Genomic DNA, 17100 nt, shown 5'->3' on the forward strand with positions numbered 1-17100 from the left:
GCGTTGCCGCCGCGAACCGGGCCGCCATCATACCGCGCCCCTTCACTTAAGACTTGTGTGAGTCATTGTGGCGAGGGAGCTTGCTCCCGCTGGGCTGCGCAGCAGCCCTTTTTGTGAGCGCTTCGCACTGGAGCGCCAGCCCGGTCAAGCGGGAGCAAGCTCCCTCGCCACGGGCTCATCTACTTTCAGTGAACAACATTGCCTGTCGTCCGCAATCCGACCGGCAAGCTTTTCATGACCCCCGGCAAAGCAGGCATAATGGCGCTCCTTCGCCGTCGTGGCGTGCCTTGTCTAGCGGTTATCCCTTGAACGAACGTCCATCAACCAACGTCATACGCCCCTCGGGTTGTCCGGGTTTGTTGCGTGTCGTCCAGGCATTGGACGGTGGAATCTGTCGGATCAAGCTCGATGGCGGCTCCATCCGGGCGGACCAGGCCGACGCCGTGGCGGCCGCGGCCGAGCGGTTCGCCGCTGGCGTGATCGAGGCGACCAACCGTGGCAACCTGCAAATCCGTGGCATCGGTCCTGAGCACGGCGCGCTGATCCAACAATTACTGGCCGCCGGGCTTGGGCCCCGAACCCCGGCTGGCGATGACGTGCGCAACCTGATGCTCAGCCCCTCAGCCGGGATCGACAGGCAGATGTTGTTCGACACTCGTCCGTTGGCCGCGCAGATTCTCTTAACCCTGCAAACCCATGAACGCTTCCATGAACTGTCGGCCAAGTTCGCCGTGCAACTGGACGGTGGGGAAGCGTTGGCGATGCTCGAACATCACCACGACTTGTGGCTCTCGGCCCTTGTCCGTAACGGCGAGCCCTGGCTGGCCTTCGGCTTGGCCGGCACCCCGCTGGATAAACCGGCGGGCAAGGTGCCCCTGACCCAGGGGCATGCCTTGGTGGTGGCGGTGCTGGAGTTGTTCCTCGACTTGGCCCGCCCGGACCAGATCCGCATGCGCCACTTGCTGGCTGAAGTCTCTGTGGATGAGTTCATGACCCGGCTGGCCCGTCGTGTGCCCCTGCAAGCGTGCCTGGATTGGCAGCGGGATGCGTCCATCGATGGACTGCACCTCGGTGTTCATCCCCAGCACGACGACCGTGTCTACGTCGGCGCGGCGGCGCCCCTGGGGCGGCTCGATGCGGTCATGCTGCGGGGAGCGGCGCAATTGGCGCGGGAGAAGGGCGACGAAAGCCTTAGTTTCACCCCTTGGCAGAGCCTGCTGCTGCCCAATGTGCGCAGCGAGGACGCCGACCAAGTGCTGGCGCGGCTTGAAGGATTGGGCCTGTTGTGCTCGCTCGATCAACCCCTGGCGCAGCTCATCGCCTGCACCGGCTCCAGTGGCTGTGGCAAAGCCCTGGCCGACACCAAGGCCGATGCCCGCCAACTGGCCGAGCTGCTGCAACGCCAGGGCCAGACCCTGAAAGTCCATCTGTCGGGCTGCCCGCGTTCCTGCGCGGCAGCCCATGTCGCGCCTGCCACCTTGCTGGCGGTCGCTCCCGGTCGTTACGACCTGTATGTTCGCGATGCCACGCTGCCGGGTTTCGGCGCGTTGCAGGCACACAATCTAACTATTGAAGCGCTCGGCCACTGGCTCGACGCTCGCCCCCGGAGCCCCCTTGATGCTTGATTACATCCGCGACGGTCAGGAGATCTATCGCAACTCCTTCGCGATCATTCGCGCCGAGGCCAACCTGGCGCGTATCCCGGCCGACCTGGAAAAACTCGCAGTACGCGTGATCCACGCCTGCGGCATGGTCGAGGCCGTCGACGGCCTGCAGTTTTCCGAGGGCGCAGGCACGGCCGGGCGCCAGGCGCTGGCCGCCGGTGCGCCGATCCTGTGTGATGCGCGGATGGTCTCCGAAGGCGTGACCCGGGCTCGCCTGCCGGCCAACAATCCGGTGATTTGCACCTTGCGCGACGAAAGCGTGCCGGCCTTGGCCCTGGAGCTGGGCAACACCCGTTCGGCGGCGGCGCTGGAGTTGTGGCGCCCGCACCTGGAAGGTAGCGTCGTGGTCATTGGCAACGCGCCGACCGCGCTGTTTTACTTGCTGGAAATGCTCGATGCCGGCGCACCGAAACCGGCATTGATCCTCGGCTTTCCGGTGGGCTTCGTCGGTGCCGCCGAGTCCAAGGCGATGCTGGCGGCCGACAGCCGTGGTGTGCCGTTCGTGATCATGCAAGGCCGTCTCGGCGGCAGCGCCATGGCCGCCGCGGCCGTCAATGCCCTCGCCACGGAGATTGAATGATGCAGCAGCCTGGACGTCTGATCGGCCTCGGCGTGGGCCCCGGTGACCCGGAACTGATTACGGTCAAGGCCCTGCGCCTGCTGCGCGAATCGCCCGTGGTGGCGTATTTCGTCGCCAAGGGCAAGAAGGGCAACGCCTTCGGCATCATCGAGGCCCATTTGCAGGACGCGCAGACATTGCTGCCATTGGTCTACCCGGTCACCACCGAGGTGCTGCCTGCGCCGCTGTCCTATGAACAGGTGATCGCCGATTTCTACGACACCGCCGCCGAGCAGCTGGCCGTGCACCTGGATGCCGGTCGCGACGTGGCGGTGATCTGTGAGGGCGACCCGTTCTTCTACGGCTCCTACATGTACCTGCATGATCGCCTGGCCGAGCGCTATGAGGCCCAAGTCATTCCCGGCGTCTGCTCGATGCTCGGCGGCGCTTCGGTGCTCGGCGCGCCGCTGGTCTATCGCAACCAGAGCCTGTCGGTGCTTTCCGGCGTCTTGCCCCACGATGATCTCAAGCGTCGCCTGGCCGACGCCGACGCGGCGGTGATCATGAAGCTGGGGCGCAATTTCCCCAAGGTTCGCCAGGTGCTTCAGGAACTGGGCATGGACGGGCGAGCGCTGTACGTCGAGCGAGCGACCATGGCCAACCAGAAAATCGTGCCGTTGGATGAAGTCGAGCCGATGTCTTCGCCGTACTTCTCGTTGATCATCGTGCCGGGCGAACGGTGGCAGGGTTGATGGCCGCCAAGACGCCGGCCATCGTCATCCTCGGCCCCGGCAGCCTGGCAACCGCCCGACGGATTCAGCAGCGATACCCCGACGCCCTGATCCATGGCCTGGCCGGACGGGTCGAGGGTGATCGGCAATACCTTGAGTTTGGCGCGACGATGCGTGAACTCTACCAACAGGACACGCCGATCATTGCCTTGTGCGCGGCGGGTATTGTCATCCGTACCCTGGCGCCGCTGCTGCTGGAAAAAGGCGCCGAGCCGCCGGTGCTGGCGGTGGCCGAGGACGGCAGTGCCGTGGTGCCGCTGTTGGGCGGCCTGGGCGGGGTCAATGTCATGGCCCGCGAGATTGCGCAGGCGCTGCACGTCGCGCCGGCGATCACCACCAGCGGTGAATTGCGGTTTGGTACTTGCCTGCTCAATCCGCCGAGCGGCTACAGCCTTGGCGATCTGGAGCAGGGCAAGCGTTTCGTCTCCGATCTGCTCGCTGGCGAATCGGTACGCATCGAGGGGGCCGCGCCGTGGCTGGACCCGGCGCAGTTGCCCGAGGATGAACAGGCCCGGCTGGCGATCCGCATCGACAGCGCCGCGGGCACGCCCGCGGCGGATGAGCTGCGTATTTATCCGCGCAATGTCGTCGTGGCGATCAGCTCGGGGGCGTCGCCGGCCATTGGCGAGACTCTGGGTGAAGCCGGCCTCGCCGTGCAGTCGCTGGCATGCCTGTTGGCGGCGGACAGCGACATGGCCCGGCCAGAGTTGCATGAAGCCGCATCGGCCTTGAACGTGCCGCTGCGTTTCGCGCCGGTCGCTGGTGACGTCGGCCAGTGGCTGAGCGAAACCCTCGACCAACCGGCGTCAATTCGCATATTGGGCGAGCATGCCGTCGCTGTGACCGAGCAGCCCCTCGACCCTCGACAGGTCGGCCGCCTGCGCGGGCGCCTGGCGGTGATCGGTCTTGGCCCAGGGGCGGCCGAGCTGATGGTGCCGGCGGTACGCGCCGAACTCGACCGCGCCACCGATGTGCTGGGCTACGAAACCTACGTGCGCATGGCCGGGCCGTTCCGGGCCGATCAGGTGCAGCACTGCACCGACAACCGCGAGGAAATGCAGCGCGCCCGCCATGCCTTCGAACTGGCGGCCCAGGGCCGCTCCGTGGTGGTGGTGTCATCCGGTGACCCGGGCGTGTTCGCCATGGCCGCCGCTGTGCTCGAAGCGTTGCACGAATCGACGGATGCCCAATGGCACGCCGTCGACCTGCAAATCCTTCCCGGCGTCTCGGCCTCCCTGGCCACCGCCGCCCAGGCTGGGGCGCCGCTGGGCCATGACTTTTGCGTGATGTCGCTGTCGGACAACCTCAAGCCCTGGTCGATCATCGAAAAACGCCTGGACCTGGCCGCCGAGGCGGATTTGGCCCTGGCGTTCTACAACCCGATCTCGCGCTCTCGACCCTGGCAATTGGGGCGGGCGCTGGAAATCGTCGCGCACCACCGTACGGCGCAGACGCCGGTGGTGTTGGGACGCGACATCGGACGCCCGGGCCAGACACTGCGCGTCACGACGCTGGGGCAGTTGACCCCGGATCAGGTGGACATGCGCACCATGGTGCTGATCGGTTCTTCCACGACCTGTGTCTTCCCTCGTGCCGAAGGCGGCGACTGGGTGTACACACCGCGCTGGTACGGCAGTAAACCGCTCTGATGAACTCCGGTGGCCTGCCTGGGCCACCGCTTCCTGACTCCCTCCCCTGACTGCACCCGGGTATCGGTCTGCGTGCCTGTATCCGGTTTTTTCGGAATGTAATAAGTCCTGACGTTAGTTGGCTGATTTATTGGCTGCCGGCCGAAAGTTCTAATGTTTCGAATGCCAAGTTGTGAGGAAATAAGATGAAAGTTCGCCGCTGGACATTTATTGAATTCCTTAGTGGTTGAGTGCGGTCTTGATGAGGGTTATGTTCGTTTTGACTTTGCGGGTCGTCATGACCCTGGATAAGGTCAGTTAATTAATCAGACCACTGATTCATGGGGTGTCAGCGCATGGATGCGTGTCGTTCAACTTGTTGATGTTCAGGCGCCTGAGGGCTGTCCTGGCTATTTACATACAATAAATGGAAGTGTTGTCCATGAGTAAATCTGGAATTTCATCGACGGGCAGCTACGTCGATTTTGTGGGGTTGTTGAGGCTTAAGGATCTTGAACAGGCATTAATAACCCACAAGGGTACCGATGAATATGAAGCGGTGTTGCGCTATTACTTCGGTTGTATCGCCTTGCTCGATTCTCCACAAATGTTGGAGCCATTAGGGTTGCTCAAACAGGCCGTGGGGGCCTTGCGGGGAAACAGCAGGCGGCGGCGTACGCCTGAGTTGCCGGAAGTTGCCGAGGCCGCGGATCTGACGCACGCCTACAACAAGATAGAGGGTTTTGAAACGCGCCTGCGCAATAGCGTCGAACAATTGAAAGTGCCTGCCACCGAGGTGCCAAAAAAACTGCATTTGGTCTGGCTGGGCGGCGGCGTCGGAGCGATCCAGCGTGACTACATCAATGTCTGGAAACAGGTGCTGGGCCCGGAGGGTTATCGCATCAGTCTCTGGTATGACAGCGATGCACTGCTGGCCTATGAAACCAACCGGATCATTGTCGAAGCGGCCAAGGCTGATGCCATGCTCAATGGCGCAGAAAACAGTGTCGATGCCTTGGCGTTGGGCGACCGTTATGAAGAACGCGCGATCGTCCTGAAGCAGCAGATGTACGCCCATATCACCGAGGCGGTGAACAACGGCGGCAGCGCCGATGACGCGAGAATCGATCTGCTGGTTCGGGCGTACGGCCAGGACAAGGCACGACTGGTGGCCCTGAGGCGCGATAACCGGCTCAGCCTCGAAGCGTTGGCCGAGGGCAGCCTGGCACTGCGCGATCTGGCCAGCGGTGAATTGCCACTGCATCTGCAGGATGCCTACGAACGCGAGATCAGTCTGCGTGGCATGCTTGCCGGGGGCTCCGATATCGTGCGTTTCGAAGCCTTGTTCGCCGAGGGTGGCAGCTACGCTGATGTCGATGGCCTGCCGCCCTTGGCGGAAAAGCTGGGCGAGGTGGACATCCGGGCGTTCCAGACGGATGCGCGGCTGGGCGTGCTGCAGTTACTGCTGGATCGAAACCCCGAATGGATGCCCGGCCGCCAGGCCCAGCGCAATAAATACACGGACTACGCCAACGAGATTCCAGCCGAGCATCGCGAAGCGCTTGAGCGTTTCGCTAAAAGCGGACCGGCGTTGAACCGCGTCTTTCGCCCCCCGGCGGAGCGCCTGGCCCGACCGGACGAATTGCGTGCTGTCGTCGAACAGCACGTGGTGGGCAACGCATTCCTGATGGCCCACCCCGGGGCGGCGATGCTCAAGAGCGTGATCGAGCGTTTACGGCTCAACTATGAAATCGTCGACGCCACCGCGCGCCTGGCCGATGAGCAAAACGTCAGCCTGGTCGACGTCAAGGCCATGAGTGATCTGGCGCGCGAGGCCGCGACGCAGGTGTTCGGTGCATTGCATGAGCTGCCCCCGGAAATTGAACTGGCCGCGGCTTTTCTGGTGGAGGCGGCCGCCGCCTACTACAGCGATGGTATCCGCCCCCAGAGCGAAGGCACGATCTATCTCACCGGTCCCGCCGCCATGCGCCAGGGGATGGCGGACTACCAACGCATCCACTTCACCCCTCAAACCGCCGAACAGTGGCAGGCGGAGGTGGCGATCAAGGCCGTCGCCACGGTCAACCGGGCGACGGAGGAGGAGCTGGATCACTCCTGGAAAGAGAACGCGCGTGACACCGCGCAATGGCTGATCGACGAAAAAAAACGCTGGCAGGAGGGGCAGTTCAAGGCTCGTTATGCGGGTGATATGGCAGAGCTGCTCAAATACCGCGCCCTCCAGTTCGATGAGGGCTGGCCCGTGATCGAGGGGCGGCATGTACTGTCTACCGAGCTGTTGCAGCATCTGGCCGATGAGCTGGGTGAGCCGTTCATGCAGATGATGAGCCAGCGCCATAACGGTGAGGTGATCTTCGATAAGCCCATCCCGCTGGGTTTTGATGAGCGTCAGTCGATCCGCGATCAAAGCGCCTATGCGTTGCCGCCCGCATCGGTGAGCGATTCGCAGACGCGACAGCTGTCGATCGCTGAATTGCTGGAGCGCCTGGCCAGCGACCGTTTCGAAGTCGCTCGGCTGAGCCCCTTGCAGCGTCTGCTGCTGGGAGGCTTGAGTGGCGCGAAGGCGTTGGATAACCGCAGCTTCGACGCGGCTCGGCCGTCATTGGACAACCTGGCCAACAACCTCGCCACGCACGGAACCGCTGGCCGTTATGCGGCGATCGAACAAGCGTTGCTCCAGCGTCAGGCGCCGGCCTTCCTGGCCGGGCTCGCCAGCGCCACCGATGCGCCACCGAGGCATGGCGAAACCGCCCTGGGCTTGAAGAAAACCGCGTTGGAGCAGCCGTTGACGTTGCGCCAATGGGGCCAGCACGTGGCCCGGATTCGTCAGGTGGCGCAGCTTGAGTATCGCGTCCGGATCATCGAACGCCTCGGTACTGTCCTGAACGGTTTCGAGGCCGCCACGAACAAGCTTGTACCGCAGGATCTGCTGCTCCAGGGTGAGGGTGACAGGGTCGGCGGACGTTGCTATCCCCTGGCCCTCGCCATGGCGGCGGCCGTGTCGCAAGGCAAGGCTGCGGTCAACACCTTGCGTGAGCGTTTCTACCTCGCGGTGCTCGAACCGGGGGCAAGCGATTCGGTGGCCTTCCTCAACAGCGTGGAGGCGTTGCGCGATGTGCAGCTCGGCGATGTGGGCAGTGCATTGGCGCGCTCGGACCTGAATGAGGTCACGGAGATCCTGCAAGCCAGGACGACCACCAGCACGCTGATGCTCAACTCCGATAACCACGCCATGCTGGTGGCCAAGACCGTGGAGGGTGAGCGCAGCACCTATCACTTCTACGATCCGAATTTCGGTGTGTTTGAGTTCGAGCATCCGACCTTGTTCAGGCAGGCGCTGGAGCGGTTCTTCCTCCAACAGGACATGGCCAGCCATTACGCGGCGTATGGCGATGCGGCGCGGCCGACTTTCGACCTGGTCGAACTGGAAGGTGCACGGGTGTCGAGGCAGGTATTGCCAGGCGCCATTGAGGTTTCGAAACTGCTGCAACCCGGCGCCTTGCCTGGGCAGTCGCAACGCCCTGTGAGGCAGCGGTTGGCCAGCGCCCGTGGACAGTCGCTGCAAAACAATCCTCGACTGGGCAGCTGTCTGCTGGCGCTGGATGGCCATTGGTGGAGCCAGCAGATCGAGCAAGCGACGAGCCGCCTCCAGCAGGAAAACCAGCTGGCGGCGCACCTTGTGCCGTTGTTCGATACGCTGGAGGTCTCGCCGGACGGGGCGTACCGGGTGAGCCTGATCGATCCGGCCAATCCTGAGCAACTGGTACGGGTGGTCACGGATGACCATCGGCTCCTGCGGATAAAAAGCTACCTCTCGGAACAGTTTTCAGCCTTGGCCAACAAACCTTCCGTGCCGAGCGACCCCACCGAAGTAGGGGGCGTCCACACGCTGAACGCCGGCTTCGCCATACAAGCCTTGATGAACGCGTTGCGCGGCCAGGAAGGATCGGGTCGGCCCCTGACCCTGGCGGTGCGCTTGCACGCCTATGTCAACTACGCGCAGTTGGTGCATGGCGTCGTGGCGGATATCGCCGGCCTGGTCGGCCTGGTTCGGCAGGCGCTGGCCGAAGAGAAACTGATTGCCCGTACCGTCGCGCCAGTGGTCAAGGCGGCGCTGGGGTCCAGTCTCAGTGAAGCCACAGGGGGGCTGCTGCAACTGGCCAATGTCGGTTTTGACATCTACCAGTTGGCGACGGCCCACAACGACGTCGAACGCGCTCAGTTCGGCACCCAGCTGGCTTTCGACTCCGCCAGCCTGGTGTTGTCGGTGAGCGCCTATGCGGTTGGCGCCACGACGGCCGGCGCAATGCTGGGCGGCGCCGCGGTGATGCTCGGTGGGTTGGCGGTGGGGGTCGCGGCATTGGCCCGGGGCTTTGCCACCATTGCCGAGGAGGCCAAAGAGGTCGGGTTGTTATTCGATGAAATCGCCAAGGCTCATCTGCAGGCGTACCACTTTGATGCCAGGCAGGGTGCATGGCTACCGCGCTCGTCGTTGATCGTCCAGGCGCTGGATCTGACTCGGGGCGCATTGATGCTGGACAGCCCCAAGCTCTATCCGCAACGCGATCATTTTGGCGTGCCGACGATAGAGCTCGATTACGATCGGGCCATTAACATCCGTCGAGATCTAGGTCTGCCGGGTCAAGTTGCATTCAAACCACCCGCCGGCCAAGTCATCGTACTGCCCTGCACACCGCAAACCTGTTACCGCTATGAGTACATTGCCCTGCCATTCGCGACATCGCGTCATGACACCGGGTTCGACACGGCACGGCGCCTGGAGAAAAGAAAAGCGGACGGCAGCTGGCAATTTCAGTTTTCCTTTTATTCGTTTCCCAGTGAATACATCGTCCGTCGCATGGTTCCCGATTATCGGCCAACGGTGATCGACGTGTTGCTCGATAGTGCTGACCGTTCACTAGTAGTGCCTCTTATTCCCCCGATTTGGCACAACATGATCGCTTATAAAATCCAGGGGGCCGGCAAACGATGCGCATTGGTCGTTCATCCCGGCGTGAAGCTGAGCCTGGAGTCGACGAGCCTACAGGTGTCCACTTGGTTTATGGACGCCTCTTGGGCCTCGGAGAAAGAGATCAGGATTGAGCGTCACGATCAGTTCTTCATCGACGACATTCAGGTAACGATCGTTGGAGGGTGGCGTCACGAAATTTTACTCCGGCTTGCCGATAATCAAGTATTCAAGGTTGATGTGCTCAACCGCACGCTCGTGCTTTTGGAACTGGACGCACCGCCCGACATGGATCAGCAAACGTTGCAGGATCATTTCAAGGCCCTGGCTCGAGACCACCGTCTAGCGATGGCGTACACACCGATTCACCACCACCTCATTCCGTTTGAGGACCCGGACGAGCCTCGCTACGTCACGGCCTGGTATGACGCGAAGGAGGACCGCTTTCTTTATATTCGCGACGATTTGCTGGGTGTCGAGGACGCGGTGTTGCGGGTGGTCGTCGGCGACTCCTGCTATTTCTACGACCCGCAGAACCTGATTATCTGGCAAGTCGATGCGGTCACTGGGTTGGTGAGCCATCGTTATTGGTTGCGCACTACGAACAACCTGGTCAGCGCCATCAAGAGCGTCGAGGCGGACGCGCAGGGGGTGATTCATGTCGTCCAGCAAAACACCCGCGCGGACCAGAGCGTCGATGTGCTGGTGTATCTGATCCATGACGGGCAACTGCTGCTCAGTTCGATCACACGAGAGCTGGATCTGGCGATGGAACCGGTCTTGAGTGCCAGCGAGACGCTGGCCGACTGGTCGCAGGTACTGGGTGACAGCCTGCCCTTCACACCGAGTACCCATCCTGAGGACTCGTTCGTCACCGTCAATTGGCAACCGGCCCCCTTCGTTTCGATCTGTTGGAAGTCCGATGCACAGTGGCGGGACATGGCCTGGGTTCGCCGCAGTGACCGTTTGATCATTCGTCCTTCGCCGCGACGAAACCAGCCACGTGGATGGCCCGACTCGATCAAGAACATGACCGACCTGACGCTGCTCGCACCGCCGGACGACAGCGATGTGTTTGTCATCTATGACCGGCTCAAACAGGAGCTGTGCGGCAGGCGGCGTACGCTGGTAGAGGGCCGGGGGCATTGGGCCAACCGGTGGGCGCGTGCCCCCGGCCTGGAGGATGTCATCGCCGTTGACGGTGGCTACGTGGCGCTGACCTCGAATGGCGTGTTCTACAACCTGAGTGGCCGAGGCGACCTGGCGCTGGGCGGCGTCAGGGAGCAGTGGTTCAAGGACCGGGCACAATGGTGGACGGCCCTGGATGCGCTGGTCCTGCAGCACAGGAACAAAACGCTTGCCCTGATCGGTTTGACCAACTTCAGTGGTGACGAGCGATTGTGCGCCTGGTACGTCGGCAACCGGTTGCTGCTGGCTGACCTGGGCAGCACCAAGGAGCTGCGGTTGCTGGGCGCAACCCCGGACGGCGAGGCCGCCTGGTTGCTCGACGTGGCGAGCGGCGAGGTCTATCGCCAGGCCTTTATCGATCCGCAGAAGCTGGACGCTGCCTTTGGCCAGGGTTCGCAATTATTGAAGGCTGACGTACTGCCCCACCCCCAGCGTGAGTGGTCGCCCTGGCAGTTTGTCGAGTTGACGGGCGATGGCGCGGGCCTGCGTGGCGTGACATTCGAAGGCGTGGAGGTCCTGCTGCGTGACCAGGCGCCGGCGCTGGTGACCGGTGTCACTCAGGAATGGGTCGTCACTCAAGGGGGGCGGGTGATCGAGGGGCTCAGGCAATTGACCGCCCGTGCGTTCTCCAGCCCACTGCTGTCGGTGGGCGATCCCGATGACCTGAAGTGGTATGTCGCCGGGACTGAACGTGTCATCCGGGTTCCCAAGGCCGCCATCCCTGAATCTTTCGAGGTACTGGGGACCCAACGGCAGACCAACGTCCTGTTGCACGAAAGCAGGAGCGGAACGCTATTGTCCTTGCCAGGCATGGGCCATGGCGGGCCGCTCAGCTATGTCCAGCGTGAAGGCGAGGTGATGGTCGTCGAGGGTCACGAAGCGAAGATCGATGATCTGCTGCCGTTGATGCCGGATGACGTCAAGATCCTGATCCTGCGCATGGGGCAGGGCGCGGTGAGTTACCGGTTGTCAAAAGCAGCCTGGTTGAGAGTCAAGTCGGTGGTCCTCGACTGCCGACATCCCCTGGGCAACGCGGTGACCATCCCCGGCAAGTTGATCTGGGAGCTGGATGAGCCAGACCAGTTATGGCTGAGCAAGGTTCATGAGCACCTGGTGATCATCGATCCGAACAGCGGTCACAGTGTGATTTTTCGTGAGGTGTATGCGGCGGATGTCAATTTGCGTGGCGACGTGTTGCTCAGTTTCGGTGGGGGTCAACACTATGCCGTTTCGACACTGGTGCAGCGCCTGGATGCCCTGCCGGATCTCCAGAATGGTGTCCTGCTGCAAGCGTTGTCGGATGAAACGTATGCGGTGGAGACCAATACGGTGGGTTGAACCAAGGCCGTTATCCAGGGTTAGGTTTTAAGTAAAAAAGAGTTGTCGGTGTGTTAGTCGACAACTCTTTTTTGATTGGCCGTCATTCCATAAAAACGTTGCGCCACGCCAGGCCTGGAAGTATCAATGTTTCACGAGACGTTCCTTCTCAAGGTAAAACGTCTCATCAAGTGTTCATCCAGGACTTTGTTGATAAGTGTCCTTTTGTTGTCGAGTTCGCTTCGGTCCAATTTCAGGAACGCTTTGCGTTGAACGATCCTGGCTGAACGCTCTTCCCAGTTCCAGAACAGGAAGCTGCGCCTCTTTACCTCGACGCTCAGTTCGAGTTTGAACAGGGCGATATGAAGGTTGCCTTGTGAGTCGTAGCGGGCCGGGACGACTTGAAAGGTCTCGCCTTCCTGGGTTTCGTTGTCAAAGGACAGGATGGCCGGGGGATTGGTTTTTAGTGTGTCGAGAGTATCGATCATTGCGTTGGCCTGCTGTGCATCCCTCATGGCGTGGGCGCTCTGCACCAGGAAATCCGCCACGGAGCCCGAGACGAGATGTTGTGTGCGTGTATGGATGGAGTCGCCATACAGCGACCAGCCGAGGAAACTCAAGGTGCGGGCATATTCTTCGAACCAGCCCCTGGGATTTACATAGCGATGATGGCCGAGGTCGGCCGATCGGGTAGCGATATTGTTGCAATCGGCGATGTCATCGTGGTCTTGCAGGGAGGGTGCACCGATATACGAAAACAGGTTAGGGCCGGTGACCAATCCGGTTAATAATTCATTGCTCATAATATTTCCGCCAAGAGTAAGTGTGTTGTTTGGCTTGTTGGGCGGGCAATGATGAACGTGGTTCTTGATTAAGTCGGCAGTGGAATTGAGTCTGGATATTTGAAGGCATGCGCGGGTTAATATTCTGCAATCAGTCAGTGTTGTTGTTCCTGAAAATAATAAATTAGATTGAAGTCGGTCCGCAGGAGCGGGCTTATATATAACCAAGGAGGTTTTTATGGAACAGTTCGAAAGTGGAGCCAGTGTGGCGCAAAGTGTTGAGTTGATCCAGGCACGTATCAACAAGCGTAAGGCGCTGGCCACTGCGGGTCGACGTGTACGCAGGTCCGTGGTGCAGATGCATGACAATCCGAACAAGGACCTGGATGCGCTCATGTTGGGGGATGCGCTCGTGGGCTATGGCAACAACATGTCGCTCAACAATATGGCGATCATGGAGAACCTGATGACCATGGCGATGATGGAGGCCAACTTTGAAGTTCCTGGCGGCAAAAATACGCGGGCGTGGTACGACGCGTTTATCCAATGCCTGCAAGACCTCGGGTGTTTCGTTGCCGATGACGGTTACACCCGTTACTCCGAGAGTTCCCGGCGGGTGGACATGGACTTCGTGATCAGCGATATCGTCAAGGGCATCATTGATGGCGTGAAGGCCAGCGTTCCGGCGGCGACGGTGCTGGGTACCGTGGTGAGCACCACGATTGACGGTTTGAAGCGGGATGAGGAGACCATGCGTCTGTTCAACAGCCAGGTCAAGGTGGCCGAAGGCGCGCGTTTGTCGGTCATTCCTTGCGAGCAGTTGGCCAACGGAATCCTGATCGCCTCGTCCGCCTCGATCAAACAGTCCGGTACTTCGAGTAACGGCGGTGTGGTTTTCGTGAACTGGCAATCTTCGGCGCGGGAGATCTTCCGCGGAAAATCGTTCGTGACCTTCAACCCCGCGCGTTATGAAGCGTTCAGGCAGGACATCGAGGAATATCTGGGCGTACATCGCCGGGAGGTGCTGAGCAGGAGGTTCAGCCGGCGCAAGCCCAAGGTGCGCTTGAGCATGCCGTGATGGCTACGGTACCAGGTAGCCTCTCACGCCGGTAAAGATGATCTGCGCCGCCAGCGCACAGACAAACAAACCCATCAGCCGGCTGACGATCTGCAAGCCCTGGTCACCCAGGATCCGCTCGATGCGGCTGGACAGGTAAAGCACCACGCCGACGGTGAAACTGGCCAGGGCGATGCTGATGATGGCCATGAGTTTGTCGTCCCAGTGCGGCTGGCTCACGCCCATCACGAGCAGGGCACCGATGGTGCCGGGGCCGACGGTCAACGGTATGGTCAGTGGGACGATGGTCACGTCCTGCTGCACGTTGTCGGTCTGTACGGCCGACTTGCCCTGGGCCATGCCCAGGGCCGAAATGAACAGCACACTGCCAGCGCCGATACGGAAGGCGTCCACGGTGATGCCGAACACGCTGAAAATCACCCGCCCGAACAAATACAGCAACACGCTGGAGACCAGCGTCGCGGTCGCAACCTTCCAGGCCAGGCGGCGTTGTTCCTTGCGCGAATAGCCGCGAGTCAGGCCGATAAAACACGACAGCACGAAGAAGGGGCTATAGAGCACCAGCATCTTCAGGTAAACGCTGAACAGCACATGGAGCATGGTTGAGGCTCGCGACGAATGAATTTGACGTGGAGTCTATCAGGCGTCGGGATGTCTGTCGGCTCGTGGCAAGGGCGAGATGCAAGTCCAGGAAAATGCCACTTCATTACAGGTGATTGTACGCCATTGAATTTGATTATTTACGGTTACAGTTGCGCGCTTGTTGTGATGAGGTGGGTTGCGTAAGTTCAACTCTCGGATCCAAGGATGATCTTGATTAAATAAGGAAATAGTATGAACGTTAAATATGATTCTGTTGTAACCCTGGCTGATCGTCTGGAGCGCTTGAGTGCTTATGATGTTGAGCCGGAGGCGTTTGAGTTGTCGACGCGTGCTTTTATTGTGCGTCCTGGCGAGACGGCTGACTATCCGGAAAAGCCGGATCGCGCTTCGATTGTGGGTGACGGTATCCTGGCTTTTGTTTCGGGAATGTCCGAACAGAACCAGGCGGATATCCAGCACTCTTATCTGTTTGCTTCGTTAGTGGCTAATAAGCGCTACCCACGTGATGAGCAGGGTAAGGAGTGGTATCAACTTTTCCTGCAAGTGATGCAGGATTGCGGCTGGACGGTCCTGCAGAAGTACTATGACGCGGTTGCCGCCTCGGGCAAGAGCTTCAAGATGGACCAACTGGTGCTGAAGATCCTGGGGTCGGCGGTGACGGCCGCCGCGGTGCCCGGGCCGGCGTCACTGCTGATGCTCAAGGTCGCCAGCGATGCCATCGCGGCCTTGCAAACCCGTGACAGGCCGCTCCGGGTGTTTGACCAGAACATCCAGGAGTCTGGTGCGGGAGGGTTTGGCGTCGCCGCCTGCCATGAGACGCCGCATGGCGAAGTCATCATGGCACTGGGAGCCGTGCGTTTCATCAAGCGCACGAACCAGACCCAGGTCTTGTTCGTTAATTGGGACAGCAGTTCGGTCGACTTGTATCGCGGTGAAAGCCACATGACCATGGTGCCGTCCGTTATTAACCGTACACGTGCGACCATTATCGAACGACTCGGCGATCGAGCACAGAAGAAAATCGAAGCATACGAACTCTGATCTTGTGAATCCACCTGGCGACTACACCGTAGTCGCCAATCATAAAAATAACTAGGTGATTGCAATGAATGATGGTTATTCGGTTTTTATTAATGCTGGCGCTGTCGTGATAGTGTCTCCGGATATGGCCGGGCAGGAAAAAAGCGATGTGTTGGATTCGGTATTGTTCGCGCAGTTGGTCGCCAACAAGAAGTATCCGGCTTATACCCAGGCACAAATATGGTATGACGAGTACCGTGACGTCTTGAAGAACGGTTGGTTGCAAAAGACTGCAGCATGGGACAACTTCACCCTCGATGAGCAATCCAACTTCAATGCGGCGCACTGGCTAGGGTGTCGACTGGGGGAGTATGTCGATCCTACAGTGGCCGATGAAGTCACTCGCCTGTTGAACCGTGTCGCGCAGTTGCCCGGTACCCTGCCGGCCATCGAGCAACTGCGCGAGCAGACCTGCAAGCGCAAGGAGCCCGTGCCACCGTCAGAGACCGATGAAGCCGTTGGCAGGGTCTGCCTGCAAGTGATTCTGGCCCGGCGAGCCCCCTTGCTGAGCAGCGTTTCCCTGAGCTATGAGACCACGCAACTGGCAATCTCCAACCCCCTCGGTCAGTGCCTGTCCGTCGCCAATGTGGTCGGTAATCTTCAGTCCAGATGCTTTCAGGCCAACTTATCGAAAGAGCTTTACGCTCCCCTGCGCGGTGCGATCGTACGGAAGCTGGGTGATAAGCCAACGAAGCATGTCTTTGATATTTCTGACGACGTTGAACGGGGGGCCGCGCGATGAATAGCGAACGCCTACAGGCCGGCGAGCGCCTGTTTCACAGCAGCGATCCCGCGCCGGCTGCGGTCGTGGGGGCAAGCCTCGTGTCGTTCGGCCAGGGGCTGTCTCCCCAGGATCGCGAAGACATCTGTCTGAGCAACCTGTATGCCCAGTTGGCAACGCGGTCGGCTTATCAGGACGGTTTGGTGGGCAGTTGGTTCAACTACTACAGGAACACGCTCAGGTACCTGGGGTGGGATTCGGCGCGTCCCCTCAGGCCTGGACAGGCGGGCGAGGGGTCAATGGCCGAGAGTGTTGCCCGGCAAATCTCCCAGTCATTCGATGAACGCTTTGCGCGCTCGGCGACTGATTCGATTGGCGCCCTGAAGCGCCACCCCAATGCCCTTGCGGCATTCGAACGGGCAAGCCTGCAGCATGATTCGGCGTTCTTCCAGGTGGTTCCCTGCCTGCCGAAATCGCCTGGGCGAATAGAGGTCGCGCTTTACCACAAGCAATTCAGCATTCGTAAAACGCTCTCGACCTTCCTTTTTTGGCCGATAGAGGAGGTTGTGCAAACCAGCCATGAAGAAATGGCGGTCGTGACGTTCAACACGCTGCATTACTCAATGTTCCGGGAAAAAGTCCTGCGCGCCGTTATCGCCGAGACGACCCGTAATATTCATGCGTTGAAATGTTGAACAGGGC

At 60.5% G+C, this 17100-nt stretch carries 11 protein-coding genes; 9 read left to right on the forward strand and 2 right to left on the reverse strand.

Annotation, left to right across the window (positions count from 1 at the left end):
* The first annotated feature begins 305 nt into the window (after positions 1-305).
* The 5 genes from cobG to BLT00_RS14870 all read left to right on the forward strand — a co-directional run bounded on the left by cobG (position 306) and on the right by BLT00_RS14870 (position 12155).
* Complete coding sequence (gene cobG, locus BLT00_RS14850; protein ID WP_092147052.1) at positions 306-1625, forward strand: precorrin-3B synthase; 1320 nt, start codon at positions 306-308, stop codon at positions 1623-1625.
* Positions 1618-2244 (forward strand): precorrin-8X methylmutase, encoded by a 627-nt coding sequence (locus BLT00_RS14855; RefSeq protein WP_092147054.1) that lies wholly within the window; start codon positions 1618-1620, stop codon positions 2242-2244. The genes cobG and BLT00_RS14855 overlap by 8 nt, the downstream gene beginning before the upstream one ends.
* Entirely contained in the window at positions 2244-2975 is a 732-nt protein-coding gene (locus tag BLT00_RS14860) for a precorrin-2 C(20)-methyltransferase (protein WP_060739361.1), read from the forward strand. The genes BLT00_RS14855 and BLT00_RS14860 overlap by 1 nt, the downstream gene beginning before the upstream one ends.
* Complete coding sequence (gene cobJ / locus BLT00_RS14865) at positions 2975-4663, forward strand: precorrin-3B C(17)-methyltransferase (RefSeq protein ID WP_092147056.1); 1689 nt, start codon at positions 2975-2977, stop codon at positions 4661-4663. The genes BLT00_RS14860 and cobJ overlap by 1 nt, the downstream gene beginning before the upstream one ends.
* 421 nt (positions 4664-5084) lie before the next feature.
* A complete protein-coding gene (locus tag BLT00_RS14870; protein WP_092147058.1) occupies positions 5085-12155 on the forward strand; it encodes a TcdA/TcdB pore-forming domain-containing protein in 7071 nt (2356 codons plus the stop codon).
* Between the two features lie 131 nt (positions 12156-12286).
* Here BLT00_RS14870 and BLT00_RS14875 read toward each other — a convergent pair whose 3' ends face one another.
* Positions 12287-12937, reverse strand: a complete 651-nt coding sequence (locus tag BLT00_RS14875) for a hypothetical protein (RefSeq protein WP_092147060.1) — start codon at positions 12935-12937, stop codon at positions 12287-12289.
* A 217-nt stretch (positions 12938-13154) separates the two neighbouring features.
* Between BLT00_RS14875 and BLT00_RS14880 the strand changes: the two genes are divergently transcribed.
* A complete protein-coding gene (locus BLT00_RS14880; protein WP_063323122.1) occupies positions 13155-13994 on the forward strand; it encodes a hypothetical protein in 840 nt (279 codons plus the stop codon).
* A gap of 3 nt (positions 13995-13997) precedes the next feature.
* Here the strand turns inward: BLT00_RS14880 and BLT00_RS14885 are convergent, their stop codons facing one another.
* Positions 13998-14594, reverse strand: coding sequence for a MarC family protein (locus BLT00_RS14885; protein ID WP_014336378.1), 597 nt, complete (start codon positions 14592-14594; stop codon positions 13998-14000).
* A 234-nt stretch (positions 14595-14828) separates the two neighbouring features.
* Between BLT00_RS14885 and BLT00_RS14890 the strand changes: the two genes are divergently transcribed.
* The 3 genes from BLT00_RS14890 to BLT00_RS14900 all read left to right on the forward strand — a co-directional run bounded on the left by BLT00_RS14890 (position 14829) and on the right by BLT00_RS14900 (position 17093).
* A complete protein-coding gene (locus tag BLT00_RS14890) occupies positions 14829-15638 on the forward strand; it encodes a hypothetical protein (protein ID WP_092147062.1) in 810 nt (269 codons plus the stop codon).
* 64 nt (positions 15639-15702) lie between these two features.
* Complete coding sequence (locus BLT00_RS14895) at positions 15703-16419, forward strand: hypothetical protein (protein ID WP_092147064.1); 717 nt, start codon at positions 15703-15705, stop codon at positions 16417-16419.
* Positions 16416-17093 carry a hypothetical protein gene (locus tag BLT00_RS14900; RefSeq protein WP_092147066.1) on the forward strand — a complete coding sequence of 226 codons (678 nt, stop codon included), beginning with the start codon at positions 16416-16418 and terminating at the stop codon, positions 17091-17093. The genes BLT00_RS14895 and BLT00_RS14900 overlap by 4 nt, the downstream gene beginning before the upstream one ends.
* Positions 17094-17100: the final 7 nt, after the last annotated feature.

It is taken from the genome of Pseudomonas sp. NFACC51 (assembly GCF_900103575.1).
Taxonomy (GTDB): domain Bacteria; phylum Pseudomonadota; class Gammaproteobacteria; order Pseudomonadales; family Pseudomonadaceae; genus Aquipseudomonas; species Aquipseudomonas fluorescens_Q.

Coding starts and splice junctions, on each gene's coding strand:
- BLT00_RS14855 (WP_092147054.1), top strand. CDS start 1,618: ATGCTTGATTACATCCGCGACGGTCAGGAGATCTATCGCAACTCCTTC.
- BLT00_RS14860 (WP_060739361.1), top strand. CDS start 2,244: ATGCAGCAGCCTGGACGTCTGATCGGCCTCGGCGTGGGCCCCGGTGAC.
- cobJ (WP_092147056.1), top strand. CDS start 2,975: ATGGCCGCCAAGACGCCGGCCATCGTCATCCTCGGCCCCGGCAGCCTG.
- BLT00_RS14870 (WP_092147058.1), top strand. CDS start 5,085: ATGAGTAAATCTGGAATTTCATCGACGGGCAGCTACGTCGATTTTGTG.
- BLT00_RS14875 (WP_092147060.1), bottom strand. CDS start 12,937: ATGAGCAATGAATTATTAACCGGATTGGTCACCGGCCCTAACCTGTTT.
- BLT00_RS14880 (WP_063323122.1), top strand. CDS start 13,155: ATGGAACAGTTCGAAAGTGGAGCCAGTGTGGCGCAAAGTGTTGAGTTG.
- BLT00_RS14885 (WP_014336378.1), bottom strand. CDS start 14,594: ATGCTCCATGTGCTGTTCAGCGTTTACCTGAAGATGCTGGTGCTCTAT.
- BLT00_RS14890 (WP_092147062.1), top strand. CDS start 14,829: ATGAACGTTAAATATGATTCTGTTGTAACCCTGGCTGATCGTCTGGAG.
- BLT00_RS14895 (WP_092147064.1), top strand. CDS start 15,703: ATGAATGATGGTTATTCGGTTTTTATTAATGCTGGCGCTGTCGTGATA.
- BLT00_RS14900 (WP_092147066.1), top strand. CDS start 16,416: ATGAATAGCGAACGCCTACAGGCCGGCGAGCGCCTGTTTCACAGCAGC.